Origin of the sequence: Agrococcus sp. ProA11, from assembly GCF_039880525.1 — a bacterium.
GTDB lineage: Bacteria > Actinomycetota > Actinomycetes > Actinomycetales > Microbacteriaceae > Agrococcus > Agrococcus chionoecetis.
Genome location: NZ_CP156989.1, coordinates 882,401 through 909,225, shown reverse-complemented (window position 1 = coordinate 909,225; position 26,825 = coordinate 882,401). Strand labels below are relative to the sequence as shown.

Below are 26,825 nucleotides of genomic sequence, written 5' to 3'. Positions count from 1 at the left end.
TAGCCTGGCATCCATGAGCCCGAACCCCCTCACTCTAGCCGCGCTCGCCACCACCGCCGTGCCCGGCCTCGACGTCGTCGGCGCGACGGAGGACGGCTCCGATGAGCACCGCTCGGTCATCGCCGCGCGGCTCTCCGACGAGTCGACGGTGCAGGTCGTGCTGCCTCGCTCGGTCGCCGCGCTGAGCAGCGCCACCGCGCACGCCGCGGCGCTGGGCGCACTCACGCTCGCGACCCGATCGCGACTGCCGTTCGAGGTGCCCGCGCTGCTCGGCACGACCCCGGCCGGCAAGTCCACGCTCTTCGTGCTCACACGGCTCGCGGGCACTCCGATGCGTCTGGCCGACATCTCCCCCGCGCGGCTCGGCCTCGCCGAGAGCGTCGGCCGGGCGATCGCCGCGATCCACGAGCTGCCGACGTCGGTCGCCACCGATGCGGGACTGCCGCACGAGAGCGCGCAATCGCTGCGCGCCCGGCTGCTCGACACCTTCGACCGAGCGGCGGCGACCGGCGCCGTGCCCGCGGCGCTGCTGCAGCGCTGGGAGTCGGCGCTCGGTGACGATCAGCTGTGGCAGTTCAAGCCCACGCTCGTGCACGGCGACCTGCAGGCGCCCGCGTTCCGCATCGACGGCTCCGAGGTCGTCGGCCTCGACGGCTGGCACTCGCTCGCCATCGGCGATCCCGCTCGTGACCTCGCGTTCCTGCTGGGCTCGAACGAGTTCGGCAGCGTCGACCAGGCCTTCGACGCGCATGCGGCCGCGCGCGGCATCGGTGACCGTCAGGTGCGCCAGCGGGCGATGCTGCACGCCGAGCTGGAGATCGCCAAGTGGCTGCTGCATGGCGTCGACCGCGCCGATGCAGCGATCGTGGACGACGCGAAGGGGATGCTCGCCGGCCTGGTCGCGCGGGTCGACGCCGATCCCGACGCGGCGATCGCCCCGCAGCATCTCGAGACGATGGACCTGACAGGGGTGCAGGCCTACCTGGGTGCGGCGAGCCCGGCCACCGGCGCCTCCGAGCACGCGACCGAGGTGATCGACGCCCCGGCCGGCAGCGCCGGCTCGGCTGGCAGCGCCGAAGCCGGCGCGCCGCCGGCCGATGCGCCGCCGGCTGCCACCGCGGCGGGCGTCGAGGCGGATCGCGCGTCGGTCGCGGACGACGACGACAGGGACGACCGGGCCTCAGCCGACCGCTGAGGCCTCGGCCACTGCCTGCTGCGCGGCGAGCCAGCGCGCCTCCAGCTCGGCGAGCGACTCGATGCGCTCCGGTCTGACGATCCGATCGTGCTCGACGAAGTAGAGCTCGGCATCGACCAGCTCAGGCTCCAGCCCCGCGTGCGCCGCGTAGGCGGCGCGGTAGAGCGCGAGCTGCAGCTGACGGGCCTCGAGGTCTGCGGCGCCTGACGGCAGGCGACCGGTCTTCCAGTCGACGACCGTTGCGCGATCGCCGTCCCGGTAGACCGCATCGATCTTGCAGACGACCGTGGTGCCCGCGAGCGGCAGGTGGATCTCGATCTCGGTCTCGGCCGGCTGGCGGTCGCCGTAGGGCGAGGCGAGGAACGTCTGCTTGAGCCGCTCGAGCCGCTCGGCGTCGATGCCGACGAGCTCCTCGTCGAGCGCTTCGTCGTCGACGGCGTCGCCGAGGCCGATCGCCCCGTCGCGGCGCTCCACCCAGCCGTGGAACAGCGTGCCGAGCCGGGTGGCAGCGAACGGCTGCTGCGGCATCGGCCGCGCGAGCTGCTTCGCGACCTCGACCGGGTCGGCAGCCCAATCCTTGAAGCCGGATGCGGCGACGCGGCTCGGGAGCGTCAGCGGCGCCGGCGCGCGGTCGGCCAGCAGCAGATCGATGACGTCGTCCCAGGGCGTCGACTGCGCCGGATCGGCGGCATCGACGAGCGCGGCGGCCCGCTCGACCTCCGGTCGGCGCCTGCCGAGCGGATCGACCGGCCACGTCACGACCGCCGAGCTGCCGGCGCGCGGGTTGCCGTCCTCCTTCGAGGCGGGATCGAGCAGCTCGGTGCCCATCGTGGCGGCGGCGAGCTCGAGCAGCCGGGTCGGCTTCGCGGGCGTCGTGCCGGTGCCGTACCACTGGGCGCCGGAGAGCCAGAGCGCTCGGCGGGCACGGGTGACGGCCACGTACGACAGCCGGTCGCCCTCGGACTCGGCGTGCGAGGCCAGGTCGGCGAGGAACTCGCCGCGCGCCGCGAGGTAGTCGTGCACCGTCGGCTGGTCGTGGTCGAGCACCGGCAGCATCTTCGCGTCGCCTCGCAGCGGGAACGGCAGCTTCCCCCAGTCGAGCCATCCGCGCGTGCTCGGATCGCGGCGAGCCTGCGCGAGCCGGGGCAGGGCGACGACGTCCCACTCGAGGCCCTTGGAGGCGTGCATCGTCAGCACCTGCACGATCCCGGGCTTCGGCTCCTCCTGCGGCGCGTCGGGCCCGCGGCCGCGATCGACCGCTTCCAGATAGGTCAGCAGGGCATCCAGCGTGCCGCGCTCGTCGGCCGAGGCGAAGGCCTGCACCTCGCGCGCGAAGGCGTCCAGCGCGGCATTCGACCGGTTCGGGTTCGCGCCCACCTCGATGTCGAGCCGGAGCGCCCGCTCGACCGCCCGCACGTAGTCGGGCAGCGGCATGCCTGCCTGACGACGGAGCTCGCGCAGCAGCGTCGCGGCCTGCCGCATCCGGGCGCCGCCCTCGTCGGTGGCGCCCTCCAGCGCCGCCCCGTCGACCAGGGCGTCGAGCGCGTCGACGATCGACGACGACGCCTCGGCGACCACCGCACCGCGGTCGCGCGCGCGCTGCTCGTCGGTGAGACCGGCCTTGGCCATGCGCTGCGCCGAGCGCTGCAGCGCCATGAGGTCGGCGACCCCGATCCTCCAGCGCGAGCCGGCGAGCAGGCGCACGAGGCTCGAGCCCTCCTCCGGCCGACCGAGCACGCGCAGGGCCGCGATCAGGTCGACCACGGCGGGATCCTCGAACAGGCCGCCGCCGCCCGAGCGCGAGACCGTCAGTCCGCGCGCCGCGAGCGCCGCGGAGAGGTCGATGGCCTGCCCGTGCGTCCGCACGAGCACCGCGGCCGTGGTGGCGCCCTGGCCGGCGCCGTGCCCGACGAGCCACGCCGTGAGCTCGTCGGCCTCATCGTCGACCGTGCGGCAGTGGCGGACGACGACCTCGCCCGGGCCGGCGCTGCCGCGAGCGCGGAGCGGCTCCACCGGCACCTCGGCCCGGATGGGCAGCTCGGCCGCGATGGCACCGGCGAGCGTGAGGATCTCGGCATCGTTGCGCCAACTGATCGAGAGGGTCGCCTTCGCCGTCGCGCCGAAGTGATCCTGGAACAGCGCGAGCGTGCCTGCACTGGCCCCGCGGAAGCCGTAGATCGCCTGGTTGGGGTCGCCCACCGCCATGACGGGTCGTTCTCGGAAGATCCTGCCCAGCAGCTCCAGCTGCAGCACCGAGGTGTCCTGGAACTCGTCGAGCAGCACGAACCGGTGGCGGTCGCGCAGCTCCTCGATCGCGCCGTCGTGCGCCAGCAGCGCGTCCAGGGCGAATCGCACCTGGTCGCTGAACTGCACCACGCCCAGGCGCCGCTTCTGCTCGTCGAAGGCGTCGACGAGCGCGCTGAGCGGGGCGAGCGCGCCGACCCGGGCGACGTCGGCCGCGAAGTCCTGCTGTGCCTTCTGCGCGAGGGCGCGCTTGGCGGAGGGGTCGGGCGGCAGCGCCGCCTTCGCCGCGAACGCGTCGGCGAAGCCCGCCCGGCGCAGCCGCTCGGTGGAGACGTGGTGGTCGCCGAGCTCGCCCGCGAGGCGCAGCACGTGCTCCGCCACCCTGGTCGCGGAGCCGATGGTCGCCAGCCGCTCATCGTCCGAGGCGCGAGCGATGCGCAGCGCCATCAGCAACGCGGCCGGGTCGGAGAGCACCTCGGAGTCCGGGTCGCGACCGATGAGCAGCGCCCACTCCTTGAACAGGCTGCCGGCGAAGGAGTTGTAGGTCTGCACGGATGGCTTCCGCGTCTGGACGACGTCGACCGGCACGAGCTGCGCGTCGGCCAGTAGCGCCAGCTGCTGGTCGAGACGATCGGCCAGCTCGCGTGCGGCCTTCCGCGTGAAGGTCAGCCCCAGGACCTCATCCGGTTGCGCGACCTCGTTCGCGACCAGCCAGAGCACGCGCTGCGCCATCGTGTGGGTCTTGCCGCTGCCCGCGCCCGCGACCACGAGCGTCGGCGCGGTCGGGGCCTCGATGACCGCGATCTGCTCCTCGGTCGGCAGCTGCGGGGGCGTGCCGGCCGCGTGCGCGAGCCGCTCGGCGAGGTCTGCGGCGCTGTAGTTCATTCGGTGACCTCCGGGAGGACGTGGATGCCGCACTGGCCGTAGGAGAAGTCGTCGAAGCAGTGCTCAGCGGGCGAGGCGGCGAAGGCGACGCCGCCCATGGTGTCGATCGCCGCTCGCAGGTGCTCGACGAAGTGCTCGCGCACCTCCTCGAACGCGGACGCCTCCACGACCTTCGTCTTGGGGGCGATGCGCGGCAGGAACAGCCGCGCCTCGGTCGGCGACTGCGCTGGCACGCGTTCGATGGCGCCGAGCGAGACCGCCAGCTGGTAGGCGCGCAGCTGCAGGTTGCCGAGCTCGGGGTGCGCGTCCGGCTTGTGCGCACCCGTCTTCAGATCGACGACGCGGACGGTGCCGTCCGTGCCGTGCTCGAGCCAGTCGATCGACCCCTTCAGCTGACTGCCGTCGTCGAACTGCACCATGAAGCGGGCTTCGTGCTCTGCCGGCTCGACGCGCCACCCTGCGCCTCGCAGCGCCAGGAAGTAGTCGGCGATCTGGGCTGCGATCGGCGGGATGTCGGCGCGCTGCCGCGCGGCTTCCCAGGTCGACTCGTGGACGAGCTCTCCCACCCGCGCTCCGATCGCGGCTTCCAGCGCCTGGGCGTCCGTGGCATCCGTCGTCTCGACCGCCTCGTGCACGATGGTGCCGAACCCCGCCGCCCGGTTCGAGGTGGAGCCCGCCAACCGGTCGATCACCCACGCCACTTCGCATTCGTCGAGCTTCTGCAGCGACGACGGCGAGGCTGCCACCGGCTCGTCGGTGTCGAGGCGCGCGTCGCTCGTGATCGGTGCGAGCCCGGCCCACTCGGATGTCGCCGCGCCCACCGCGCCGTCGTCGGCGAGGCGTCGCAGCGCTGCGGCGGCGGCAGCATCGCCCCGCGCGGTGACGCGGCTGCGCAGATGCGCGACGAGCGACCGCAGCGAGTGCCAGGCCTCGGCGTACGGCGGCGCCTTCGGTGCGCCGGCCGTGAACGGCGACGCCTGCTCCTCGTCGCTCTCGACCGCGGCGAGCACGACCGTCGTGCGCGCGGTCGAGACCGCCTTCGCGAAGGTCCGGAGCTCGTCGTGCAGCACCGCCGCGCGGGCATCGTCGGTGACGTCGCCGTCGAGCCGGTTGGCGCCCAGCAGCGATCCGCGCAGACGCAGGTTGGGCCAGACGCCCTCCTGCAGGCTGGCGATCACGACGGTGTCGAACTCGCGGCCGACGAACTGACCCGGCGTGCCGATCGCCACCCTGGCGCCCTCGGTGCGGGCCGCGAGCGAGTCGTCGTCGACGTTCGACGCCAGCCAGGAGTCGACGAAGCCGCCGGTGTCCAGGTCTGGGCGTCGCTCGATGAGCCTGGCCACCTGGTCGAACAGCGCCACGACCGCGTCCAGGCGCCGGTTCGCGAGCGCTCGCTCGACGGCGCCGCCCTCGAGCGCCGCCCGACGCCAGGCGTCCGCCACGCCCGCGGCCGCCCACACCGCCCACAGCGCCTGGTCGACCGACGCCGGCGAATCGGCCTCCACCAGCGCCCGCGCATCCGCGAGCATGCGTGCCAGCCGGCGCGCTGCCGACGCGCCCGCCCGCGCACCGCGCAGCCCCTCCAGCCGCTCGGGGTGCTCGATCGCCGCCCGCACGAGCTCGACGCCGGGCACATGCACCTCGCCGCCGTCGGCGATGATCTCGTGACGCAGCGCGCGCTTGAGACGGCGCACGGCGAGCGCGTCGAGACCCAGCAGGTCGCTGCGGAGCAGCTGCTCGGCCAGCTCGCCGGTGAGCGGCACACGGGCGGTCGCGAGCGCGAGCACGTGCACGAGGGCGTCGACCACCGGCGCCTCGCGCAGCCTGGTCGGCGCGCCCGAGGCGATGGGCACGTCGAGCGCCGCGAGCATCGAGGCGAGCTCCGAGGCGATGCGCCCCGTGCGCACGATGATGCCGATCTCGTCGTGCGTGACCCCGGTGCGGCGTCGCTCGTGGATGACGCGCGCGATCTGTCGCGCCTGCTCATCGACGGATGCCGCGACGCGCAGCTCGACCGAGTCGTCGGTGCCCCCGGCCGCGACGGCGCCGCGGTGGTCGCTCGCGCCGGCAGCGCCGATGCGCTGCGCGAGACTCGCCGCGAAGGCTCGCACGCGCTCGCCGTGCCGGTGGTCGTGCTGCAGCAGCAGGCGGTGGCCGTCCTGCTCGGCGAAGCCCAGCCGTGCGGGCAACCGGCCCAGCAGCGCCGGATCCGCACCCCGGAAGCCGCCCGTGGTCGTGTCCGGATCACCGAACGCGATCACCGTGGCGCCGCGAGCGCGGAGCGCCTCGAGCAGCACGACCGCGCCCTCCGTCAGCTCCTGCGCGTCGTCGACGAGTACCAGCTTCGGCAGCGCCACCGCGGTCAGGCCGACCTCGGCCGCCGCCCTGCGCAGCAGCGACGCGGCCGTGACCGCGTCGGCGCCGCGCCGCTCGAGCCGCTGCAGCCGATCGAACTCGGCCATGAACGCCCCCGCGGCCACCCACTCGGGCACCTCGCGCGTCGTGCCCTCGCGCGCCAGCGCCGTCGCATCCATGCCCCGCTCCGCGGCCGCGGCCATGAGCTCGCGCAGCTCGGCGCGGAACCCGGCCTGCTCGCGCACCGCTGGCCCCAGGTGCTCGGGCCACGTCGGCCCGCTCGGCGAACCGGCGGCCGCATCGTCGGCGTGGCCGGCGAGCATGGCGGCGATGATGCGATCCTGCTCGGCACCCGAGAGCAGCTGCGGCGCCGGTCGCCCCTCGGCGAGCGCGGCGGCAGTGAGCACCGCGTGCGCGAACGAGGGCATCGAGCGCGCCATCGGGCCGGGCGTGACGAGGCCCGTGCGCACCGCGAGCCGATCGCGCAGCGCCGTCGCCGCCTGGCGGGAGCCCGCCACGACCAGCAGCTCGGCCGGCTGCAGGCGTGCCGGCGGACGCCCGGTGCCGTGCGCGCTCGAGCCGAGCCGCTCGGCGGCGAGCTCGACGAGCGCCGTCGTCTTGCCCGACCCCGCGACGCCCAGCACGATGGCCGATGCGTTGTCGGGAAGGTCGAGCACGGCGCGCTGCGAGGCGTCGAGGAGCACGGGCTGGTCGGTCACAGCGCCACGGTACCGACGACCGCCGACACCACCGGACCGCCCCACCGCCGGGCCGCGTTCGCCCGGCGCGGAAGCGACGAAGGGGCACGCGCGGATCGCCTATCCTCAGGAGCATGGACATCCGCATCGGCATCAAGGACTCTGCGCGTGAGATCGCGTTCGACTCGGCACAGGCCGCCAAGGAGGTCGAGGACGCCGTGCTCGCAGCGCTCGGGTCGGGTCACCTCGTGCTCGACGACGCGAAGGGCCGCCGCTACATCGTGCCCAGCGCCGGCATCGCCTACGTCGAGATCGGCAGCGAGTCGACCCGCCAGATCGGCTTCGTCGCCTGATGCTCCCGATCCTCGTGCTCGTGCCCATGGTGATGGGCGCGACCATCGGCCTGCTGGCGCGCTACCTGCTGCCGGGCCGGGAGTGGCTGGGACTGTTCCTGCAGCCCCTCGCGGCCGCCGCCGCGTCCGGCATCGTGTGGACGATCGGCGCCGTCCTCGGCGCCGCAGCCGACAACGGCTGGCTGTGGCTGGCCAGCCTGACAGCGGCGCTCGTGGTGTCGCTGCTGATCCCGCGCGTGCTGCCCGCCCGCCGCGAAGCCGCCGACGCGGCATACCTCGCCGAGCTGCGGTCGACGAAGCGGGCCTGAGCCCCGGGCCGAGCCGAGCCTCAGGCCGTCAGGCCGAGCTCGTCCATGCGACGCGTGTGCGAGGCGACGATGTCGTTGAACGCCGGCTCCAGCCGCTTCTGGCTCGGCACCGCACGGCCGGTCTCGTCGGGCCCGTTCACCGCCAGGTACATCTGCAGCAGCGCATCCCCGACCAGCCGTCGACCCCAGACCGCCATGCGGTCGGAGAGCCGGGGATTGCCTGCGATCGACCGGCGCAGCAGGGCGACGAGCAGCGCGTGGGCGCTCTCGCCCCGCAGCGTCCGCAGCATCGCGTCCTGATCGCCCTCCGGCAGGCCCGGAGCGATGGCGACGAAGAAGTCGCCGAGCAGCCCGGAGACGACGTGGATCGCGAGCAGCTGCTCGTACCAGTCGGCGCCCTCGGTCGCGCGAGCGAAGTGGTGGATCGATTCGGCGAACGGGCCCATCGCCTGCTCGGGCTCGACGCCCTCGCGCTCGAGGATGCGCGCGAACGCTCCCGCGCGGCTGGCGTGGACGCGCACCACCTCGGCGAGCTCGCTGCGCGCCGCCAGCGTCGGTGCGTGCTCGAGCACGCGGCCGGCCTTCGCGACCAGCTCGAGCTCGAGCCCGAGCGCCTGGCCGACGAAGGGCACGAGCGCGGGGCGCACGTCGCTCAGCAGCACGCGGTCGCCGACCACCGGCACCCGGTGCTGACGGAGCAGCTGGCGCGTCACATCGCGCGGCGTCCGATCGAACCACTTCACCACGGTGAGGAGTCTACGGGCGACGCCGAACGCCGCGACGCACTCCCCCGGGTAGGATTGCGGGAGCATACGAACAGGCGGAACACTCCTTGACTTTCCAAGACCTCAACATCGACGCCGATATGGTCCAGGCCCTCGCCGACCGCGGCATCCTCGAACCCTTCCCGATCCAGCAGCAGACGATCCCGCTTGCGCTCTCGGGGCAGGACATCATCGGCCAGGCCAAGACCGGCACCGGCAAGACCTTCGCATTCGGTCTCCCCCTCTCGCAGCGGCTGGGCGAGGCGCCCGCGCCCGGCGTGCAGGCGCTCATCGTCGTGCCCACGCGCGAGCTCGCCGTGCAGGTGACCGAAGACCTGGAGCTCATCACCTCCAATCGGCCCACCACGGTCGTCTCGATCTACGGCGGCAAGGCGTACGAGGGCCAGATCGACCAGCTGCGGGCGGGTGCGCAGATCGTGGTCGGCACCCCCGGCCGCCTCCTCGACCTCGCCAACCAGCGCATCCTCGACCTGTCGAAGGTCAAGGAGATGGTGCTCGACGAGGCCGACCGCATGCTCGACCTGGGCTTCCTGCCCGACGTCGAGAAGCTCTTCTCGCTCGTGCCCGCCGTGCGCCACACGATGCTCTTCTCGGCCACCATGCCGGGCGCCATCGTCGGGCTCGCGCGCCGCTTCATGTCGCGGCCGCTGCACATCCGCGCCACCGATGTCGACGAGACCATCGCGCAGGCCAACATCGAGCACATCGTCTATCGGGCGCACGCGCTCGACAAGGACGAGGTGATCGCGCGCATCCTGCAGGCCGAGGGCCGAGGCAAGACGGTCGTGTTCACGCGCACGAAGCGTGCCGCCTCGCGCATCACCGAGGAGCTCATCGACCGCGGCTTCCAGGCCGCTGCCGTGCATGGCGACATGAGCCAGGAGGGCCGCGAGCGCGCCATGGCGCACTTCAAGGCAGGCAAGAAGGATGTGCTGATCGCGACCGACGTCGCGGCCCGCGGCATCGACGTCGACGACGTCACGCACGTCATCAACCACACCATCCCCGAGGACGAGAAGGCCTACCTGCACCGCGTCGGCCGCACCGGCCGCGCGGGCCGCACCGGCATCGCCGTGACCTTCGTCGACTGGGACGACCTGCACAAGTGGGCACTCATCGACCGCGCGCTCGAGTTCAACAAGCCGGAGCCGGTGGAGACCTACTCCTCGAGCCCGCACCTGTACACCGACCTGCGCATCCCCGAGGGCGTCAAGGGCCGTCTCACGACGACCCCGCCGCACAAGGAGGCCAAGCGCGAGGGCGTCGCGCCGCGCGCCCGCGGCGGCGAGCGGAGCGATCGTGGCGACCGCTCGCGCGAGCGCAGCAGCGACCGCACCGGCGACCGCTCAGGCGAGCGCACCGGTGAGCGCACCGAGGGCGACGGCACGCGCAGGCGGCGTCGCGGCGGCCGCGGTCGCTCGAGCGCAGGCGAGGGCCAGAGCGCCGATGCGTCGACGCAGTCGGAGCAGCCGTCGGAGCCGAAGCGCGCCGAGGGCCGCGGCACGCACGACGGCGGCGGCGTCGAGCACCACGACGGCAACGCGTCACCCACGCGCCGTCGTCGTCGCCGTCGCTCCGGCGGCGGCGGCGCGAACGCGCCCCAGGCTCCGCAGGCCTGACGCCCACCCGCGGCAGCCCACGCTGCGAACGGCCGCTCCGCACTGGCGGGGCGGCCGTTCGGCATCCCGTCGTGCCCGTCCCGCTCCGGTCAGGACATCGGCCGGACGCCGATCAGCGCGGCAGCACCGGCGGCCAGCCGGTGGCGCGCCGCACGATCTCGGCGACCACGGCGGCATCCGTCGTGTGCTCACCGAGGCGGTTGGGCTTGCCCGTGCCGTGGAAGTCGCTCGAGCCCGTCACGAGCAGGTCGAGCCGCTCGGCATGGGCGAGGAGCTGCCGACGGTCCGCCCCGTCGTTGTCGCGATGCCAGACCTCCAGCCCGTCGAGGCCCACGTCCACGAGCGCGTCGAGCACGCCCATCCGCAGCACCGGTCGCCCACGGCCCCCCGGATGCGCGAGCACCGAGACACCGCCCGCCTCGCGGATGATCGCGATCGCCTCCTCCGGCGCTGGCGCGCGGTGCGGCTGGTAGTAGCCGCCCTGCCAGTGCAGGATGCTCTCGAATGCCGCGGAGCGGTCGGGCACGATCCCGAGCGAGACGAGCGCATCGGCGATGTGCGGGCGACCGATGGTGGCGCCCGGCGCCGAGTGCTGCTCGACGTGCGTCCACGTCAGCGGATAGTCCTTGCCGATCGCATGCACCATGCGCTCGGCCCGCGTGACTCGCTCGGTGCGGATGCGCTCGCGCTCGCCCATGAAGGCCTGCGCCTCCGGGTCGAGCAGGTAGCCGAGCACGTGCACGCTCGCGGGCCCGATCTGCGACGAGAACTCCACGCCCGGCAGCAGCGCTACGCCGGCCTCCCGCGCCGCCGCGGTCGCCTCCGGCCATCCCGCGACGGTGTCGTGATCGGTGAGCGCGATGACCCCCAGGCCCGCCGCCGCGGCCGCGCGCACCACGTCCCCTGGCGCGTCCGTGCCGTCGGACTCCCGGGAGTGCGTGTGCAGATCGGCCGGTCCGAGCGCGCTCCAGTCGACGTCGGCCGTCTCGCCCCCTGCCCGATGTCGCTCCATGCCGCCAGCCTACGCGCGCCCTCCCGAAGACCCTCTGCCGATCGCCTACGCTCGCAGCATGCTCGCGATCCTCGGCTGGCTGCTCGCCATCATCGTCGCGGGCTGCCTCACCGTCGCCGCGTGGCCGCAGGCGTTCGGGCTCGAGCAGGCGCCGGTCGTGGCGCAGGTCGTCTCGATGCGCATCGGCGTGGTCGGCATCGCCATCGTCCTGCTGCTGCTGTTCCTCGCCTTCGTGGGCTGGCGGCGCGTGCGTCCCTTCGTGCTCGGGATCGTGTCACTGCTGCTCGTGTTCGTGCTGGTCTCCACCGGCATCCACCTCTCGCGCGGCCTCGACGCCAGCCAGACGCTCTCCGACGGGCTCGACGACGACCTAGTGGTGCTCACCTGGAACACGCTCGGCGACGAGCCCGGCGTCGACGAGATCGCGCGTGTCATCGACGAGACCGATGCGGATGCGGTGATGCTGCCAGAGACGACGCTCACCACCGGCGTCGCGGTCGCGGAGCTGCTGCGCGAGGCCGGCAAGCGCTTCTGGGTGCACACCACCGGCTACTCGCCCTCCTACGGGGCGCTGAACACGACGCTGCTGATCGCGGCGGAGCTCGGCGAGTACACGAGAGACCTCGAGGTGGGCGGCACGCGCACGCTGCCGACCGTGGTGGCGCGGCCCGACGACGGCGACGGGCCGGTGCTCGTGGCTGCGCACCCGGTGGCGCCGGTGCTGGGGCAGATGCGCAACTGGCGCGCCGACCTGGAGTTCGTCGCGGGGCTCTGCGATGGCTCCGACTCTGTGATCATGGCCGGCGACTTCAACTCCACCGTGGATCACTGGTGGCAGCTCCGCACCGACGGCGGCGATCTCGGCGTGTGCCGCGACGCGGCCACCGCCCTCGGCGCGGGCGCCGTCGCCACCTGGCCGACCTGGGCACCGACCTGGCTCGGAGCGAACATCGACCATGTGGTCGCGACCCCGGACTGGACGCCCATCGCCGCGCGCGTGCTCACCGGCCTCGACGGCGTCGGCACCGATCACCGCCCGGTCGTGGTGCGCCTGCGCCCCACCAGCTGAGCGGCGAGCGCCCGTCGCCGCTGCCGCGCACTGCCACAGCCGCACATCCGGGGCACGCGTGTCGGGTTGTTGCACTTCCCGCGGCCAATCTCTGCAACAACCTGACACGCGCCGCCGATGGGTGGGGGCGGCGCGGCGCGTCAGTCGCGCGCGGGCGCGGGGCGCGTGAGCGACTCGATGGCGGCGAGCACCGCGGTGGCGGCCTCGGCGGTCGCGAGCGGCCGGAAGTGCCCTTTGGCACGCAGCCGCACACCCTCGGTGCCCTCGGGGATCGCATTGCCGGGGATGTGCGGGTCGAGATCGGGCAGCACCACGCGGATGCGCGCATCGACACTGCGCTCGGCCGCGAGCGCGCGCAGGCGCTCGTTCGTCGGGTCGAACTCCCGGATTGCCGCGTTCCGCATCAGCCGCGCCCGGGACGATCCGGCGAACGGGGTCGCGAGCGCCACGAGACCCGCGGGCTGCGGCAGCTGCGGCTCCCGCGCTCGCTCCACGAGCATCCGCTTGCCCGACAGCCCGCCCTTGGAGTGGCCGACGAGCACCACCTGCGCGTGCGGATGCGCCGCCATCACCCGATCCACCGCCGCCTCCACGACCACCGCGGCCTCGTGCACGGGCATCAGGTGCCGTGCGAGCTCCGGCACGAAGTGCACGGCGTGCCCGGCATGCGCGAGCCGCTTGCCGAGCGGCTCCATGAACGGCCAGCGCTCGACAACGCCGGGGATCATCACGCAGTGCACCCGCGCGCCGGGCATCCCGATGACGTGCGGCGGGCGCGGATCGAGCGTCGACCGCAGGTGCATGCGGGCCGCGAACTGGTAGTCGAGCGCCCACACGAGCACCTCACGTGGCGTGATCGGCACCGGCGAACTCCTCAATCATGGATGCCACGGGCTCTGCGCCGGTGACCATGGCCTCGTGGCCGCGGCCCTCCGCGACGCGCAAGCGGCCATCCGGCAGTCCCGCGAGCACCTCGGCCACCCACTCGGCAGGGGCGACGCGATCCTCATCGCCGCGGATCACGAGCGTCGGCTGCTGGACCCTCGGGAGCAAGGGGCGGATGTCGTGGTCGAGCATGGTGCGGAGCTTGCGCAGGTACCAGCGCAGCCCGGTCTGCAGATAGAGGCGCGCGCCGATGGCGGCGACGATCGGCGGATCGTTCGACAGATCCTGCACCAGCCGCAGCGCCTGCTGCCATCCGCTGCGCTCGGCCGCGTTCACGGTGGGCGCGAGCAGCACGAGCCGCTCCACGAGCTCGGGGTGTCGGACGGCGAGCTCCACGACGACCTGGCTGCCCATCGAGTGGCCGACCGCGACGCAGGGCACGCTCGCGTGCGCGAGGATCGCGTTCGCCACCAGATCGGCGAGCTCGGGCATCGACAGCGACCGCGTCGGCTCGGGCGCGGAGCCGAAGCCTGGAAGGTCGAGCGTCACCACGTCGAAGGTGTGCGCGAGCTCCGCGCGGAGCAGACCGAAGTACTGCTGCCCCATGCCGATGCCGTGCACGAGCACGATGCAGGGGGCGCCGGGTCGCGGCCAGCGGCGCACGATCACCGAGTGCTCCCCCTCGGTGTGTCCTGCGCTCACCGCGTCGGAGATGCCGTCGGCGGCCGCGCGCCATCGTGCGACGCGCTCGCTGCTGAAGATCCCCATCCGGCCAGGGTACGGCCGGTGCCTGAGGACTCCGCCCGCGTCAGCGCTGCGCGTCGGGCAGCTGTCGCAGCTTCCAGAACGGCCCGATCACGACGAACAGCGTCGAGAGCACCTGACCCACGGCCCCGATCCACATCGTCGCGACGACGCCCAGCCAGGTGCCGAGACCACCCGCGAGCAGCGCCGCGATGGGCATCACGCCCCAGACGCAGAACCGCACGGATGCGTTCATGCGGCCGAGCAGGCGACTGGGGGTGATGCGCTGCCGGAAGGTGACCTGCGTGATGTTGTAGACGAGCACGGCGAAGCTGCCGACGAAGAGCTGGCCGACGAGCAGGGGGAAGGCGATGGCGGGGAAGGTGGCGGCGAGCGGCAGCAGGCACGCGGCGAGGCCGAACGCGATCGCGCTCACCGGGATCGAGCGCGCCTCGCCGATCCGGCGCACGATGTGCGGCGTCGCGATCGCGCCCGTGAGCCCGCCGGCCGAGCCGAGCGACAGGATGACGCCCATCGCCGCCGGGCTCAGGCCCAGCTCGCGCAGCAGGAAGATCGGCAGCAGCGTGAACGACACGGTGCTGAAGAAGTTCGAGATGCCGGTCGTGCCGACGATGCGGCGCAGCAGCGGATTGCCGAACACCCAGCGCAGCCCCTCCGTGATCTCCCGCGCGATCGGCGCGCGGTCGTCGGCGACTCGCGGCTCCTCGTGATCGCGCGTCAGCACCAGCGCCACGAGGGACGCGACGTACGTGCCGACCGTGGCGACGACGGCGAACGGTGCCGTGATCGCACCGATGAGCCAGCCGCCGAGCGCGGGCCCGGCCATGTTCGCCAGCTGTCCCGTTGCCTCGAGCTTGCCGTTCGCCTCGGCGATCTGGCTCGGCCGCACGAGCGAGGGGATGACGCTCTGGTACGACACGTCGAAGAAGACGGTCGCGACGCCGACGACGAGCGCGACGACCACCAGATGCCACATCTCCAGCACGCCGGCCCACCACAGCACCGGGACGACCAGCAGCGCGAGCGCCCGCACGGCATCCGCCCAGATCATCACGCGGCGCTTGCGCATGCGGTCGATCCACGCCCCCGCCGGCAGCCCGACGACGAGGAACGCCGCGACGCCGGCCGCGCCCAGCACGCCCACCTCGAACTCGGTGGCCTGCAGCAGCAGCACGGCGAGCACCGGGATCGCCAGCTCGGTCACCTGCGAGCCGACCTGCGCGAGCGCCTGCCCGGACCACAGCGTGAGGAAGTTGGGGTCTCTCCAGAGCGAGTTCTGGGCCGCGCCGGGCTCGCCGGTCAGCGAGGGCCGCTCCGATTGGGACATGCCAATCAGTATGCGACGCTGATTGAGGAGTGTCAATCGGCGTCGCTAGCATGGAGGCATGGCAGACGAGCAGCCCGAGCAGCGCACGGGCGACAGCGACGCCGAGGTGCAGGCGCGTGCGCGGGCGCTCAGCTCGCCCCTGCGCCTGCGGGTGCTGCGGCTGTGCGCGTTCGAGGCGCGCACCAACAAGGAGCTGGCAGAGCTGCTGGGCGTCAACCCCGGCACGATGCTCCACCACGTGCGCACGCTGGCGCAGACCGGCTTCCTCGCCGCCGAGGCCGAGCGCAGCGGCACCGGTGGCGCGCGCGAGGTGCCCTATCGGGCGACGGGTCGCTCCTGGAGCACCCAGGTGCCGGGCCTCTCCCCCGTGCTGCTCGAGACCTTCCTGCAGCAGATCGACGGCGTGCCGCCCGACATGATCGACATCTCCTGGATGGGCCTGAAGCTCAATGCCGAGCACCGCGAGGAGTTCCAGCAGCGGCTCTTCGAACTCATGGACGAGTTCAAGGAGCGCGGCCCCGACGGCGACGGCGAGACGATCGGCGTCTTCACGTCGGTCTACGCCGATTTCAACCCGGCGGCGCCGGAGCGCTGACGCCGCTGCCACTGCCCGCGCCGCCCCGGGAGTGGGACACTGGAGAGCATGAGCAGTGACTCCACCACGACGCAGCCCTCCACCAACCGCTCGACGACACCGACGTCGTCGGCATTCACCGAGCACATCCAGTCGGGCTGGGCAGAGCGCACCGAGACGACGCCGTCGCCGCGCGCCGCAGCCGCCTATGCGGCCGCGCGCCGCGCACGCATCTCGGCGCTCCACCCGGGCGTGCGGCTGGTGATTCCGGCCGGCGGCCTCAAGGTGCGCTCGAACGACACCGACTACCCGTTCCGCGCACACCCCGACTTCACCTACCTCACCGGCTGGGGGTCGGATGCCGAGCCCGACTCGGTGCTGGTCCTCGAGCCCGTCGCGGATGCCGCCGAGCACCGGGCGACGCTCTACTTCCGCGCGCCCGCAGGCCGCGGCACCACCGAGTTCTACGCCAATCCGGCGATCGGCGAGTTCTGGGTCGGACCGCGCCCATCGCTCGAGCACGTCGCCGCCGACCTCGGCCTCGAGGTCGCCGACCTGAGCGAGCTCAGCGCCGCGCTGGAGACCGAGGGCGAGGTGCTCGTCGTCACCGGCGCCGATCCCGCCGTCGAGGCGCAGCTCTCGGCCGCCAACCCCGACGGCGATGTGCTCGCGCGCGACCTGAGCGAGCAGCGGCTCGTGAAGGATGAGCACGAGGTCGTCGAGATCCAGGCAGCCGTGGACGCCACGGCCCGCGGCTTCGACGACGTCGTCGCCGACCTGCACTCCGCGTCGCAGCACGAGCGCGGCGAGCGGGTCGTCGAGGGCGCCTTCCACCGCCGCGCGCGCCTGGACGGCAACGCCGTCGGCTACGACACCATCGCCGCATCCGGGCACCACGCCTGCTACCTGCACTGGACCCGCAACGACGGCGCCGTGCGCGACGGCGACGTCATCCTGCTGGACGCCGGCGTCGAGGTCGACAGCCTCTACACCGCCGACATCACCCGCACGCTGCCCATCTCGGGCTCGTTCAGCGAGGTGCAGCGCCGCATCTACGACGCCGTCCTCGAAGCCGCCGATGCGGCGTTCGCGATCGTCAGGCCCGGCATCATCTTCAAGGAGGTGCATGCCGCGGCGATGGAGGTCATCGCGCGCCGCACCGCCGAGTGGGGCCTGCTGCCGGTCTCGGCGGAGGTCTCGCTGGAGCCCGACCAGCAGCTGCACCGCCGCTGGATGGTGCACGGCACGAGCCACCACCTGGGCCTCGACGTGCACGACTGCGCGCAGGCTCGCCGCGACTTCTACCACGACGGTGTCGTGCGCGAGGGGATGGTCTTCACGATCGAGCCCGGCCTGTACTTCCAGGCCGACGACCTCACCGTGCCCGAGGAGTTCCGCGGCATCGGCATCCGCATCGAGGACGACATCCTCGTCACCGCCGACGGTGCCGTCAACCTCTCGGCCGCGATCCCGCGCACCGCCGACGACGTCGAGGCGTGGATGCGCGACATCCGCGCCCGCTGACCCGCGCTGCCCCCGCCGCGCCCCCGCCGCGCCGCGTGACGTGGTGACGCGTGTCAGGTTGTTGCACTGTTCGCTTCGCAGAAGTGCAACAAGCTGACACGCGTCGGCGGATGCGCGGTGAGGCGCGGGCGGGGGATGTCGCGGCGGGCGGGCGTCAAGTGGTGACGAGCATGACGGCGATCACGAGCATCACGATCGCGATGCCGCCGTCGAGGATGCGCCAGGCGCGCTCGGTGCGCAGCAGCGGCGCGAGGTAGCGGGCGCCGTAGCCGAACCCGACGAACCAGATCGTGCTGGCCGCGATCCCGCCTGCCAGGAACCACCAGCGTGCATCGCCGTAGGTGCCCGCGACCGAGCCGAGCACGACCGTGGTCTCGACGATCGCGTGCGGGTTGAGCCAGGTGACAGCGAGGATCGTCAGGAACGCCGTCATCCGGCCCTTGCCCTTGCGCGTCGCGACGACGGGTGCGGTCGTCACCGCGCCGGTTGCCGTGCTGGCCGTCCTGCTGGCCGTCGTGCTGGCCGTCGCGGCGGCGCCCGTCGTCGCTGCTGCGGACGCGGGCTGCTCCGCGAGCGGCGGCGCCACGGCCGGCTCGTCCGGCGCGGCTTCCAGCGAGCCGCCGCCGCGGATGGCCCGACGGATGCTCAGCGCGGCGAACCCCACGATGAAGACTGCGCCCGCCCAGCGTGCAAGGCTCTCGAGCCACGGCTCGGCAGCGACGAGCGTCGCCACGCCCGCCACGCCGATGACCTGCAGGATCGCATCGCTCACGACGCACACGAGCACCACGATGCCGACGTGCTCGCGGCGCAGCCCCTGCCGCAGCACCACCGCATTCTGGGCGCCGATCGAGAGGATCAGGCCCAGGCACAGCGCGAACCCCGACAGCAGCGCAACGACACCGTGTTCCATGGCTCCGACGCTACGGCGCGGACGAGATGCAGTCCAACGAATCTTTCTGTCGTGACGTAAGCAGAACTGCATCTAGCATGGCCGCATGGAGCTGCCCCTCGATCACCTGCGCACGCTGGCCGCGGTCGTCGACGCGGGCACCCTCGAGCGGGCGGCCTCGACGCTCGGCATCACGCCGTCGGCCGTGAGTCAGCGCCTCCGGGCCATCGAGCACCGCACCGGACGCATCGTGCTGCAGCGTACGAAGCCCGTGCGCCCGACGGAGGCCGGCGAGACCCTCGTGCAGCTCGCGCGCAAGCTCGCCCTGCTCGAGCACGACGCGCTCGCTGCGCTCGGCGCCGTCGGCGGTCCGACGACCGCGCCCCGCGTGCCGCTGGCGGTGAACGCCGACTCGCTCGTCACCTGGTTCATGCCCGCCCTCACCGCCGTCACCGCACAGACGCCGGCCACCTTCGACCTGCACCGAGAGGACGAGGAGCGCACCGCGCAGCTGCTGCGATCGGGCACCGTCATGGCGGCGGTCACCGCGCAGCGCGAGCCCGTGTCCGGCTGCGTCGCGGCGCCGCTGGGCAGCATGCACTACCGGCCCGTCGCCGAGCGCGCGTTCGCCGACCGGTGGTTCGGGCAGGGGCTGACCAGGGCCGCGCTGGAGACCGCCCCCATCGTCGACTTCGACGCGAACGACACGCTGCAGGCTCGCTTCGCGAAGCGGCATGGGGCTCGCACGGCCGCGCCCCGGCACCGCATCTCCGCCTCGGCCGAGTTCGCCCAGGCGGTGCGGATGGGGCTCGGCTGGGGCATGCTGCTGCCCGGCCAGTTCGAGCGCGGCGTGGCCGACGGCTCCCTCGTGGTGCTGGCCGACGACGCGGTGGCGGTGCCGCTGTGGTGGCAGCGGTGGAACATCCAGTCGCCGCTGCTCGACCTCGTGAGCGACGCGGTCGCGGATGCTGCCCGTCAGTCGGGCGCGATCTCCTGACGCCGGCGGGGGCGTCGCGAGGAGACGGGCGGCTCGCGCCGCTCGCACGTTGCTAGGAGACGGGCGGCTCGCGCCGCTCGGGCGCCGGGTTCGAGACGGGCGTGCGCTCGCCCTTCGCCGGCTCGGGTGCGCCCGTCGGCTGCTGCGGCTGCTCCGGGCTACCGTGCGGCGGCGGCGCGCTCTGCAGCTGCGCCTCGCTCGGCGCCACGGCGCCCTCGCGCTGACCGATGACCTGCATCGCGCGGCCGGCGACGGTCTGCGGCGCGACCACGTCGTAGCGAGCGGCGAGCACCTGCTGGGTCGACGCGAAGTCGCGCTTGCGGCGGATGATCGCGTGCTGGACGACCGCGAGCAGGATGCCGAACGCCAGGCCGAGCATCGGGAACACCAGCACCGACGTGAGCGCCTCCGGCACGAACACCAGGAACATCAGCCCGAGGAATGCGCCGAAGCCGAGGCCGCGGATCGCGCCGCGCATGGCGACCTTGCCCCACGTGAGACGGCCGACGATGCGCTCGACGAGCTTCAGGTCGTTGCCGATGATGGCGAGGCCGGCGAGCTCCGTGTCGGAGCTCGAGACCTTCGCGATCGCGGCCTGCGCCTGCGCATACGTCTCGTAGGAGGCGACGACGACGCCGTTCGGCAGCTGCTGGTCGCCGGCGGTGGATCGCTGGAACATGCTCACCCGTCCAGTCTTCCACGCGCCCCCGCGTCACACGGCCCGGTTCGCTGTCGGCGTCAGGCTCGCGCGGTACGTTGGTGGCCATGAGCGCTCCCACGGTCTTCGTCGCCCGCCTCGCGGGCGCGGGCGTGTTCGATCCCGCCGGCGAGCGCATCGGCAAGGTGCGCGACGTCGTCGCCGTGCCGAGACAGGGCGGGTCGCCGCGCGTCGTGGGCCTGGTGGTCGAGGACCGCGGCCGACAGCGGGTCTTCCTCTCGATCGGCCGGGTGCTCTCGATCGGTGGCGGCCAGCTCATCGCGTCGGCCATCAGCGATCGCCGCTTCCGCCAGCGCGGCAGCGAGCGCCTGCTGCTCGCCGACGTCCTGGGCCGCACGGTCACGCTGCAGAACGGCTCCACCGCAGTGCTCGAGGATCTGTCGATCGCCGAGCAGGGGCCGGGCGAGTGGGAGGTCTTCGAGCTCTTCCTGCGCAAGCCCAAGGTGGGCCCGTTCGGCAAGGGTCCGACGACGCTCGCGCGCTGGAACGACGTGCGCCACGAGCTCGACGCCGAGCACGACACCGAGCACCTGCTCGCCTCCCTCGACGAGCTGCCCGCTGCCGACGCGGCCTCCGCGATGCTCGACCTGCCGCAGCAGCGCATGATGGAGGTCGCCGAGGATCTCTCCGACGGCCGCCTCGCCGACATCCTCGAGGAGATGCACGAGGATCGGCAGGTCGAGATCCTGGCCTCGCTCGAGGACGGGCGCGTCGCCGATGTGCTCGACCAGATGGAGCCCGACGACGCGGCCGACCTGCTCGGCCACATGACGGCCGAGCGCGGCGAGACGCTGCTGGGCCTCATGCACCCGGACGAGGCGGAAGACGTCCGCATGCTGCTGTCGTTCGACGCCGACACCGCCGGCGGCCTGATGACGACCGAGCCGATCATCCTCGCCTCCGACTCGACGGTCGCCGAGGCACTCGCCCTCATGCGTCGTCACGAGATCGCGCCGGCGCTCGCCGCGGCCGTCTGCGTCACCCTGCCGCCGTACGAGGCGCCCACGGGCCGCTTCCTCGGCATGGTGCACTTCCAGCGACTGCTGCGCTACCCGCCGAACGAGCGCGTCGGCACGCTGCTCGACGAGCAGATCGAGCCGGTGCTCGCGAGCGACTCCGCCGCGGAGGTCACGCGGCAGCTCGCCGCCTACAACCTGGTCTCGGTGCCCGTGGTCGACCCCGCCGGCCGGCTCGTCGGCGTGGTCACGATCGACGATGTGCTCGACCACATCCTGCCCGAGGACTGGCGCGCGCAGGAGGAGGCGTCGCATGGCTGAGCACAGCGAAGACTTCTCGCGCCCGAAGGAGCAGCGCCGCCGCGTCCGCCGCCGCGAGTCGAAGGATCGCTTCGGTCGCTTCACGGAGGCGTTCGCGCGCGGCATGGGCACCCCGGCATTCATCGTCGGGATGACGATCTTCTGCACCTTCTGGCTCGGCTACAACTCGCTGGTGCCGCCCGAGGCGCAGTTCGACCCGCAGTCGCAGGGCTTCCCGCTGCTGACTCTCGTGCTCAGCCTGCAGGCCTCCTACGCCGCGCCGCTGCTGCTGCTGGCGCAGAATCGGCAGGACGACCGCGACCGCGTGCAGATCGAGCAGGACCGCATGCGCGCCGAGCGCAACCTGAACGACACCGAGTACCTCGCCCGCGAGGTCGTGGCACTGCGCATGGCCATGCGCGACATGGCCACGCGCGAGTTCATCCGCGCAGAGCTGAAGTCGTTCGTCGACGATCTGGACGAGCGCCGCGACCGCGACGCCGCCCAGTGACGATCGTGCAGCGGTGACGGCCCCGTGGTGACCCCGATCGATCCAGCGCTGCAGCGCGCGCTTGCGACCGTCATCGATCCCGAGATCCGGCGCCCGCTGGTCGAGCTCGACATGATCCCGGCCGCCACGCTCGAGGCCGGCGTGGCGCGCATCCGGCTCGAGCTCACGGTGGCGGCCTGCCCGGCGGCCGACCGGATCCAGGCGGATGTGGTGCAGGCGGCATCCTCCGTGCCCGGCGTCGAGCGGGTCGAGATCGACCTGGGCGTCATGGCTCCCGAGCAGCGCCGTGCGCTCGTGGCGCGGCTGCGCGGCTCGCGCCCGCAGCAGTTCGGCCCCGACACCCTCACCCGCATCATCGCCGTCGCGAGCGGCAAGGGCGGCGTCGGCAAGTCGACCGTGACCGCCAACCTCGCGGTCGCGCTCGCGGCGCGGGGGCTCGCCGTCGGCGTCATCGATGCCGACGTGCACGGCTACTCGATCCCTGCCCTGCTCGGCACCGACGCCAAGCCAACGCGGGTCGGCGACATGATGATGCCCCCGGAGGCGCACGGCGTGCGGCTGGTGTCGATCGGGATGTTCGTCGAGGGCAACCGCTCCGTCTCTTGGCGCGGCCCGATGCTGCACCGCACGCTCGCGCAGTTCGTGACGGATGTCTGGTGGGGCGATCTGGACGTGCTGCTGATCGACATGCCGCCCGGCACCGGAGACGTCGCGATCTCGCTCGGCCAGCTGCTGCCGCACGCAGAGGTGCTCGTGGTGACGACGCCGCAGAAGGCGGCGGCCGGCGTCGCCGAGCGGGCGGCGGAGGTGGCGCGGCAGACGGGCCAGAGCGTGCTCGGCGTGGTCGAGAACATGGCGGGGCTCCCCCAGCCCGATGGCAGCATCCTCGACCTGTTCGGCTCCGGCGGCGGCGACGAGGCGGCGCGGCGGCTCGAGGTGCCGCTGCTGGCGCGGATCCCGCTGTCGGTCGCCCTGCGCGAGGGCGGCGACGCCGGTGCGCCGGTCGTGCTCGAGGCACCGGCAGAGCCGGCGGCGGCCGCCATCATCGCGCTCGCCGAGTCGCTGCGCGGCACCAGGAGCATCTCCGGCCGCAGCCTGCCGATCTCGCCTGCCTGAGCGCCGGCGCTTGCGCTAGGTCGCCTCGTCGTCGAAGCGCATCGGCCCGAGGTCGCGCCGGGGCCTCGCGGTCGTCCGCAGCACCCGCGACTTCGGCGCCTCCGTGTGGAAGTCCGCCGGCTCGTCCCGCAGCGCATCCATCACGATGCGGCGCGGGTCGTACTGCCGCGGATCGAGCTTCTTCCAGTCGACGTCGTCGAACTCCGGGCCCATCTCCTCGCGCATCCGCTCCTTCGCGCCGCCAGCGAGGTCGCGCAGGCTGCGAACGAGGGTGCCGAGCCGCTCTGCGAGCATGGGCAGGCGCTCGGGGCCGATGAGCACAGCCGCGAGGATCAGGATGATCATCAGCTTGTCGAGCGTGATGCCTGCCAGGGACACCCCACTAGGGTAGCGAGCACTGCGGCGAGCCTCGGACAGCCCCGGGCACCGCGGTCGCTACGCTCGACGTCGGAGGAACCGTGCAGACATCACCGCTCATCGCCAAGTACCTCGACGACCTCGCCTCGGAGGATGAGGCCCTCACCGGGGCCCGGGACGCCTCGCTCGAGCTCGGCGTCGCGCCCATCGCGCCCGCTGTCGGCGCGCAGCTCGCCGCGATCGCGGCGGCGACGCAGGCCTCCGCCATCCTGGAGGTCGGCACCGGCGCCGGCGTCAGCGGCCTCTGGCTGCTGCGCGGCGCGCCGACCGCGACCCTCACCTCCATCGACACCGAGCTCGACCACCAGCAGCACGCCCGCGCGGCGTTCGCCAAGGCGGGCATCCCCGTCACACGCGCGCGCCTGATCACCGGCAAGGCGCGCGACGTGCTGCCGCGCATGAACGAGGCGAGCTACGACATCGTCTTCCTCGACGCCGATGCGGCGAACCTGCTCGAGTACGTCGAGCATGCGCTCTCGCTCGTGCGCGTGGGCGGCTCGGTGCTGGTCGCGCACGCGCTCATGGGCGGGCGCGTCGCCGATCCCGCGCAGCGCAACGACGAGGTCGCCGACTTGCGTGCGCTGCTCAAGGAGCTCTCCACCTCCGACGCCGTGCGCGCCGCGGTGTCGCCGGTGGGCGACGGCCTGCTGCAGATCGTGCGACTGCCGGAGCCCGCCTCCGCCTGAACCGCTGGCCGGGCATCCCGGCACCGACGACGAGGGGCCCGATCCGCAATGGATCGGGCCCCTCGTCGTCAGCCCTCATCGGCCGATATCGGTCACGCGGTAACGACGACCCCGGCGAGCGCCTGGTGCAGCGCTGCCGCCTCTTCATCGTTCACGGAGACGACCAGGCGTCCCCCACCCTCGAGCGGGACACGCACGACGATGAGCCTGCCCTCCTTGACTGCCTCGAGCGGTCCATCACCCGTGCGTGGTTTCATGGCGGCCATGCGGCTCCCCCTTCAGTTCCTGTAGGGCCATTATCTCACGTTCCGGTGACACAGGACGCCCAGGGCGCACCCATGGCCGCCCGTGCTAGGGCACGGTCCAATCGCTGCCCACCACGTGCCAGCAGCACCAGATCCACACGGGCTGCAGCGCGACGCAGACCGCCAGCAGCGCTGCCCGCGCCCACGGATGCCGCACGCACGCAAGGATGACGGCCACGGGGAAGACGGGCATGAGCAGCCGCCAGGTCGACGACTGCGGGAACCAGACGGCCGCGAGGTAGAGCAGGTAGGCCACCACCCACAGCCTCGCCTCGATGCCGACCGTCGTCGCCCACGGCCCGGCGAGCAGCACCACCGCGAGGAGCACGATGCCGCCGAGCCAGAGCGGCCACCAGGCGCCGAACCACCACTCCAGCCCGATCGGCCAGGTCGTGAAGGGCACGAGTTCCTGCCTACCGATGTACGCGGAGCGCCAGGAGAGCTCGGTCTCGAGGTAGGCGCTCGTGCTGCCGGTCGCGATGGTGCACGCGATCAGCCAGCCGAAGCCCCAGAGCGCGCTCCAGGCGCCGAGCCCGACGAGCATCCATCGCTCCCCTGTCTCGAACGCGTCGCGCTCGCGCCACCAGCGCACCAGGAACCACAGCCCCAGCGCGAGCGCGAAGGCCAGGCCGCCTGGCCGGGTGAGCGCCATGATGGGGATGAGCACCCACAGCCACTCCCACTCGCGCAGCCGCCACGCGAGCAGCACTGCCGCGAGCAGCAGCAGGAACAGCGCCTCGGCATAGCCGAGCTGGAAGACGGGCGCGAGCGGCGAGAGCAGCACGATCGCGAGCGCGAAGCGCTCTCTGCCGGGCGCGATCTCGGCGAAGAGGCGATAGGCGACGAGCGCGAACGCCGCGGAGGCGAGCACCGACAGCAGCACCGCGGCGCCCTCCCACGGCAGGCCCGCCGCCATCAGCAGCCGCGCCAGCATCGGGTAGACGGGCATGAACGCCCAGGCGTTCTCGCCCACGTGGCCCGAGTCGTCGAGCGGCAGCTCGGTGGGATACCCGCTCATCGCGACGATGTAGTACCAGTGGGCGTCCCACATCGTGGAGTAGTCGAGCAGGTCGGGATGCGCGGGCGTCCAGGCGCTCTGCTCCTGACGCCCGGCGAACGCGCCGAGCAGCGCCGTGCTGACCAGGCGCGACACGAGCCAGAGTGCCAGCGGCCACAGCCACCAGCGCTCGCGCATGGGTGCGCGCGGAGCGGTCAGGCTCGCGAGAGCCACGCGCGCAGGCTGTGCTCAGTCGCGAGGATCTGCGCGACCGGCACCGACTCGTCATCGGCATGCGCCTTCGAGGGGTCGCCGGGCCCGAAGTTCACGGCAGGGATGCCGAGGGCCGAGAAGCGGGCGACATCCGTCCACCCGTACTTCGGCTGCGGTGTGGCCCCGACCGCCTCGATGAACTCCTGCGCGAGCGGTGCGTCGAGACCCGGCCGCGCACCGGGTGCCTCGTCGACCACACGCACGTCGAAGCCCTCGAAGAGCTCGACGAGGTGGTCGGTGGCCTCCTCGACGGAGCGCGAGGGCGCGAAGCGGTAGTTGACCTGCACGACGCACTCGTCGGGGATGACGTTGGTGGCGACGCCGCCGGAGATCAGCACCGCGTTCAGCCCCTCGCGGTAGCGCAGTCCGTCGACGTCGATCTCGCGCGGCCGGTAGGACTGCAGCACCTGCAGCACGTCGGCCGCGTCGTGGATGGCGTTGTGCCCCATCCAGGCGCGGGCCGAGTGCGCCCGCACGCCGCGCGTGCGGATCTCGGCCCGCAGCGTGCCGTTGCAGCCGCCCTCGATCTCGCCGTTGGACGGCTCGCCGAGGATCGCGAAGTCGGCCTGCATGAGCTCCGGATGGGTCAGCGCGAGTCGGCGGAGGCCGTTGTGCTCCTCGCCGACCTCCTCGTGGTCGTACCAGATCCAGGTCACGTCGAAGGCGGGGTCGACGAGCTCGACCGCGAGCTTCAGCTGCACGGCGACGCCGGCCTTCATGTCGACGGTGCCGCGGCCCCAGATGTGCTGCTCGCCGCCCACGACGACATCCCGGGTGGGGAGGTTGTCGTTGATCGGCACGGTGTCGATGTGCCCCGCGAGCACGACCCGGCGGTCGCGCCCGAGGTCGGTGCGCGCGACCACGGTGTCGCCGACGCGCGTGACCTCGAGGTGGCCGACGGTGCGCACCGCGGCCTCGATCGCGTCCGCGAGCAGCCGCTCGTTGTCGGAGACGGAGTCGATGTCGCACAGCTGCCGAGTGAGGTCGGTCGAGGATGCGGTCAGGTCGAGCGTGCGCGAGTCACGAGAGGAGTCCGTCATGGCCTCCAGCCTAGACTTG

At 72.9% G+C, this 26,825-nt stretch carries 25 protein-coding genes; 12 read left to right on the top strand and 13 right to left on the bottom strand.

Translation table 11 applies throughout. The features are described 5' to 3' along the window. The first annotated feature begins 13 nt into the window (after nucleotides 1–13). Complete coding sequence (locus ABG090_RS04325; RefSeq protein WP_347756732.1) at nucleotides 14–1,195, top strand: phosphotransferase; 1,182 nt, start codon at nucleotides 14–16, stop codon at nucleotides 1,193–1,195. Here ABG090_RS04325 and ABG090_RS04320 read toward each other — a convergent pair. Beyond that, a complete protein-coding gene (locus ABG090_RS04320) occupies nucleotides 1,181–4,324 on the bottom strand; it encodes an ATP-dependent DNA helicase (protein ID WP_347756731.1) in 3,144 nt (1,047 codons plus the stop codon). The two genes, ABG090_RS04325 and ABG090_RS04320, sit on opposite strands and share 15 nt — an antisense overlap. Next, nucleotides 4,321–7,398 (bottom strand): PD-(D/E)XK nuclease family protein, encoded by a 3,078-nt coding sequence (locus ABG090_RS04315; RefSeq protein WP_347756729.1) that lies wholly within the window; start codon nucleotides 7,396–7,398, stop codon nucleotides 4,321–4,323. The genes ABG090_RS04320 and ABG090_RS04315 overlap by 4 nt, the downstream gene beginning before the upstream one ends. 113 nt (nucleotides 7,399–7,511) lie before the next feature. Here ABG090_RS04315 and ABG090_RS04310 point away from each other — a divergent pair, with 113 nt between their 5' ends. Both ABG090_RS04310 and ABG090_RS04305 read left to right on the top strand, forming a co-directional pair. Next, complete coding sequence (locus tag ABG090_RS04310; protein ID WP_347756727.1) at nucleotides 7,512–7,730, top strand: DUF3107 domain-containing protein; 219 nt, start codon at nucleotides 7,512–7,514, stop codon at nucleotides 7,728–7,730. Next, nucleotides 7,730–8,038, top strand: a complete 309-nt coding sequence (locus ABG090_RS04305) for a hypothetical protein (RefSeq protein WP_347756725.1) — start codon at nucleotides 7,730–7,732, stop codon at nucleotides 8,036–8,038. The genes ABG090_RS04310 and ABG090_RS04305 overlap by 1 nt, the downstream gene beginning before the upstream one ends. Nucleotides 8,039–8,058: 20 nt before the next feature. On the opposite strand, the gene ABG090_RS04300 is transcribed toward ABG090_RS04305, so the two are convergent. Further along, nucleotides 8,059–8,784 carry a ferritin-like fold-containing protein gene (locus ABG090_RS04300; protein WP_347756723.1) on the bottom strand — a complete coding sequence of 242 codons (726 nt, stop codon included), beginning with the start codon at nucleotides 8,782–8,784 and terminating at the stop codon, nucleotides 8,059–8,061. Nucleotides 8,785–8,870: 86 nt separating this feature from the next. Here ABG090_RS04300 and ABG090_RS04295 point away from each other — a divergent pair, with 86 nt between their 5' ends. After that, nucleotides 8,871–10,442 carry a DEAD/DEAH box helicase gene (locus ABG090_RS04295; protein ID WP_347756721.1) on the top strand — a complete coding sequence of 524 codons (1,572 nt, stop codon included), beginning with the start codon at nucleotides 8,871–8,873 and terminating at the stop codon, nucleotides 10,440–10,442. A 112-nt stretch (nucleotides 10,443–10,554) separates the two neighbouring features. On the opposite strand, the gene ABG090_RS04290 is transcribed toward ABG090_RS04295, so the two are convergent. After that, entirely contained in the window at nucleotides 10,555–11,454 is a 900-nt protein-coding gene (locus ABG090_RS04290; RefSeq protein ID WP_347756719.1) for a PHP domain-containing protein, read from the bottom strand. Nucleotides 11,455–11,512: 58 nt separating this feature from the next. On the opposite strand from ABG090_RS04290, the gene ABG090_RS04285 reads away from it, so the two are divergent. After that, nucleotides 11,513–12,523, top strand: coding sequence for an endonuclease/exonuclease/phosphatase family protein (locus tag ABG090_RS04285; protein ID WP_347756717.1), 1,011 nt, complete (start codon nucleotides 11,513–11,515; stop codon nucleotides 12,521–12,523). A 140-nt stretch (nucleotides 12,524–12,663) separates the two neighbouring features. Here the strand turns inward: ABG090_RS04285 and ABG090_RS04280 are convergent, their stop codons facing one another. Genes ABG090_RS04280 through ABG090_RS04270 form a run of 3 tightly spaced genes read right to left on the bottom strand, consistent with a single transcriptional unit; the run spans nucleotide 12,664 to nucleotide 15,500 of the window. Continuing rightward, nucleotides 12,664–13,386 (bottom strand): hypothetical protein, encoded by a 723-nt coding sequence (locus ABG090_RS04280; protein ID WP_347756715.1) that lies wholly within the window; start codon nucleotides 13,384–13,386, stop codon nucleotides 12,664–12,666. Then, nucleotides 13,367–14,176 carry an alpha/beta fold hydrolase gene (locus ABG090_RS04275; RefSeq protein WP_347756713.1) on the bottom strand — a complete coding sequence of 270 codons (810 nt, stop codon included), beginning with the start codon at nucleotides 14,174–14,176 and terminating at the stop codon, nucleotides 13,367–13,369. Before ABG090_RS04275 ends, ABG090_RS04280 begins: the two co-directional genes overlap by 20 nt. Nucleotides 14,177–14,216: 40 nt before the next feature. Next, on the bottom strand, nucleotides 14,217–15,500 hold the full coding sequence (locus ABG090_RS04270; protein ID WP_347756712.1) for an MFS transporter: 1,284 nt from the start codon (nucleotides 15,498–15,500) through the stop codon (nucleotides 14,217–14,219). 58 nt (nucleotides 15,501–15,558) lie between these two features. On the opposite strand from ABG090_RS04270, the gene ABG090_RS04265 reads away from it, so the two are divergent. Together ABG090_RS04265 and ABG090_RS04260 are read left to right on the top strand one after the other, a co-directional pair. Then, complete coding sequence (locus tag ABG090_RS04265) at nucleotides 15,559–16,095, top strand: helix-turn-helix domain-containing protein (protein ID WP_347756710.1); 537 nt, start codon at nucleotides 15,559–15,561, stop codon at nucleotides 16,093–16,095. A gap of 48 nt (nucleotides 16,096–16,143) precedes the next feature. Next, nucleotides 16,144–17,598 (top strand): aminopeptidase P family protein, encoded by a 1,455-nt coding sequence (locus ABG090_RS04260; RefSeq protein ID WP_347756708.1) that lies wholly within the window; start codon nucleotides 16,144–16,146, stop codon nucleotides 17,596–17,598. 154 nt (nucleotides 17,599–17,752) lie between these two features. On the opposite strand, the gene ABG090_RS04255 is transcribed toward ABG090_RS04260, so the two are convergent. Further along, nucleotides 17,753–18,511, bottom strand: coding sequence for a LysE family transporter (locus ABG090_RS04255; protein WP_347756706.1), 759 nt, complete (start codon nucleotides 18,509–18,511; stop codon nucleotides 17,753–17,755). A gap of 85 nt (nucleotides 18,512–18,596) precedes the next feature. On the opposite strand from ABG090_RS04255, the gene ABG090_RS04250 reads away from it, so the two are divergent. Continuing rightward, nucleotides 18,597–19,487 (top strand): LysR family transcriptional regulator ArgP, encoded by an 891-nt coding sequence (locus ABG090_RS04250; RefSeq protein WP_347756704.1) that lies wholly within the window; start codon nucleotides 18,597–18,599, stop codon nucleotides 19,485–19,487. Nucleotides 19,488–19,539: 52 nt separating this feature from the next. On the opposite strand, the gene ABG090_RS04245 is transcribed toward ABG090_RS04250, so the two are convergent. Continuing rightward, on the bottom strand, nucleotides 19,540–20,166 hold the full coding sequence (locus ABG090_RS04245; RefSeq protein ID WP_347757487.1) for a general stress protein: 627 nt from the start codon (nucleotides 20,164–20,166) through the stop codon (nucleotides 19,540–19,542). Nucleotides 20,167–20,252: 86 nt separating this feature from the next. On the opposite strand from ABG090_RS04245, the gene ABG090_RS04240 reads away from it, so the two are divergent. The 3 genes from ABG090_RS04240 to ABG090_RS04230 are packed head-to-tail and all read left to right on the top strand — an operon-like array spanning nucleotide 20,253 to nucleotide 23,088. Next, nucleotides 20,253–21,482, top strand: coding sequence for a CBS domain-containing protein (locus ABG090_RS04240; RefSeq protein ID WP_347756702.1), 1,230 nt, complete (start codon nucleotides 20,253–20,255; stop codon nucleotides 21,480–21,482). Next, nucleotides 21,475–21,972 carry a DUF1003 domain-containing protein gene (locus ABG090_RS04235; protein WP_347756700.1) on the top strand — a complete coding sequence of 166 codons (498 nt, stop codon included), beginning with the start codon at nucleotides 21,475–21,477 and terminating at the stop codon, nucleotides 21,970–21,972. The genes ABG090_RS04240 and ABG090_RS04235 overlap by 8 nt, the downstream gene beginning before the upstream one ends. Nucleotides 21,973–21,996: 24 nt before the next feature. Next, nucleotides 21,997–23,088 (top strand): Mrp/NBP35 family ATP-binding protein, encoded by a 1,092-nt coding sequence (locus ABG090_RS04230; protein WP_347756698.1) that lies wholly within the window; start codon nucleotides 21,997–21,999, stop codon nucleotides 23,086–23,088. A 15-nt stretch (nucleotides 23,089–23,103) separates the two neighbouring features. On the opposite strand, the gene ABG090_RS04225 is transcribed toward ABG090_RS04230, so the two are convergent. Further along, nucleotides 23,104–23,466 (bottom strand): hypothetical protein, encoded by a 363-nt coding sequence (locus tag ABG090_RS04225; protein WP_347756696.1) that lies wholly within the window; start codon nucleotides 23,464–23,466, stop codon nucleotides 23,104–23,106. Nucleotides 23,467–23,546: 80 nt separating this feature from the next. Here ABG090_RS04225 and ABG090_RS04220 point away from each other — a divergent pair, with 80 nt between their 5' ends. Next, the gene (locus ABG090_RS04220; RefSeq protein WP_347756694.1) at nucleotides 23,547–24,191 is read left to right on the top strand and encodes a class I SAM-dependent methyltransferase; all 645 of its coding nucleotides are present in this window, start codon (nucleotides 23,547–23,549) and stop codon (nucleotides 24,189–24,191) included. Between the two features lie 92 nt (nucleotides 24,192–24,283). On the opposite strand, the gene ABG090_RS04215 is transcribed toward ABG090_RS04220, so the two are convergent. The 3 genes from ABG090_RS04215 to dapE all read right to left on the bottom strand — a co-directional run bounded on the left by ABG090_RS04215 (nucleotide 24,284) and on the right by dapE (nucleotide 26,806). Next, nucleotides 24,284–24,457: a DUF3117 domain-containing protein gene (locus tag ABG090_RS04215; RefSeq protein ID WP_347756692.1), complete on the bottom strand. Its 174-nt coding sequence runs from the start codon at nucleotides 24,455–24,457 to the stop codon at nucleotides 24,284–24,286. A gap of 85 nt (nucleotides 24,458–24,542) precedes the next feature. Then, nucleotides 24,543–25,727: a hypothetical protein gene (locus ABG090_RS04210; protein WP_347756690.1), complete on the bottom strand. Its 1,185-nt coding sequence runs from the start codon at nucleotides 25,725–25,727 to the stop codon at nucleotides 24,543–24,545. Further along, the gene (gene dapE, locus ABG090_RS04205; protein ID WP_347756688.1) at nucleotides 25,709–26,806 is read right to left on the bottom strand and encodes a succinyl-diaminopimelate desuccinylase; all 1,098 of its coding nucleotides are present in this window, start codon (nucleotides 26,804–26,806) and stop codon (nucleotides 25,709–25,711) included. The genes ABG090_RS04210 and dapE overlap by 19 nt, the downstream gene beginning before the upstream one ends. Nucleotides 26,807–26,825: the final 19 nt, after the last annotated feature.

Coding starts and splice junctions, on each gene's coding strand:
- ABG090_RS04320 (WP_347756731.1), bottom strand. CDS start 4,324: ATGAACTACAGCGCCGCAGACCTCGCCGAGCGGCTCGCGCACGCGGCC.
- ABG090_RS04270 (WP_347756712.1), bottom strand. CDS start 15,500: ATGTCCCAATCGGAGCGGCCCTCGCTGACCGGCGAGCCCGGCGCGGCC.
- ABG090_RS04260 (WP_347756708.1), top strand. CDS start 16,144: ATGAGCAGTGACTCCACCACGACGCAGCCCTCCACCAACCGCTCGACG.
- ABG090_RS04325 (WP_347756732.1), top strand. CDS start 14: ATGAGCCCGAACCCCCTCACTCTAGCCGCGCTCGCCACCACCGCCGTG.
- ABG090_RS04235 (WP_347756700.1), top strand. CDS start 21,475: ATGGCTGAGCACAGCGAAGACTTCTCGCGCCCGAAGGAGCAGCGCCGC.
- ABG090_RS04290 (WP_347756719.1), bottom strand. CDS start 11,454: ATGGAGCGACATCGGGCAGGGGGCGAGACGGCCGACGTCGACTGGAGC.
- ABG090_RS04240 (WP_347756702.1), top strand. CDS start 20,253: ATGAGCGCTCCCACGGTCTTCGTCGCCCGCCTCGCGGGCGCGGGCGTG.
- ABG090_RS04305 (WP_347756725.1), top strand. CDS start 7,730: ATGCTCCCGATCCTCGTGCTCGTGCCCATGGTGATGGGCGCGACCATC.
- ABG090_RS04245 (WP_347757487.1), bottom strand. CDS start 20,166: ATGTTCCAGCGATCCACCGCCGGCGACCAGCAGCTGCCGAACGGCGTC.
- ABG090_RS04250 (WP_347756704.1), top strand. CDS start 18,597: ATGGAGCTGCCCCTCGATCACCTGCGCACGCTGGCCGCGGTCGTCGAC.
- ABG090_RS04310 (WP_347756727.1), top strand. CDS start 7,512: ATGGACATCCGCATCGGCATCAAGGACTCTGCGCGTGAGATCGCGTTC.
- ABG090_RS04265 (WP_347756710.1), top strand. CDS start 15,559: ATGGCAGACGAGCAGCCCGAGCAGCGCACGGGCGACAGCGACGCCGAG.
- ABG090_RS04275 (WP_347756713.1), bottom strand. CDS start 14,176: ATGGGGATCTTCAGCAGCGAGCGCGTCGCACGATGGCGCGCGGCCGCC.
- ABG090_RS04255 (WP_347756706.1), bottom strand. CDS start 18,511: ATGGAACACGGTGTCGTTGCGCTGCTGTCGGGGTTCGCGCTGTGCCTG.
- dapE (WP_347756688.1), bottom strand. CDS start 26,806: ATGACGGACTCCTCTCGTGACTCGCGCACGCTCGACCTGACCGCATCC.
- ABG090_RS04215 (WP_347756692.1), bottom strand. CDS start 24,457: ATGGCCGCCATGAAACCACGCACGGGTGATGGACCGCTCGAGGCAGTC.
- ABG090_RS04285 (WP_347756717.1), top strand. CDS start 11,513: ATGCTCGCGATCCTCGGCTGGCTGCTCGCCATCATCGTCGCGGGCTGC.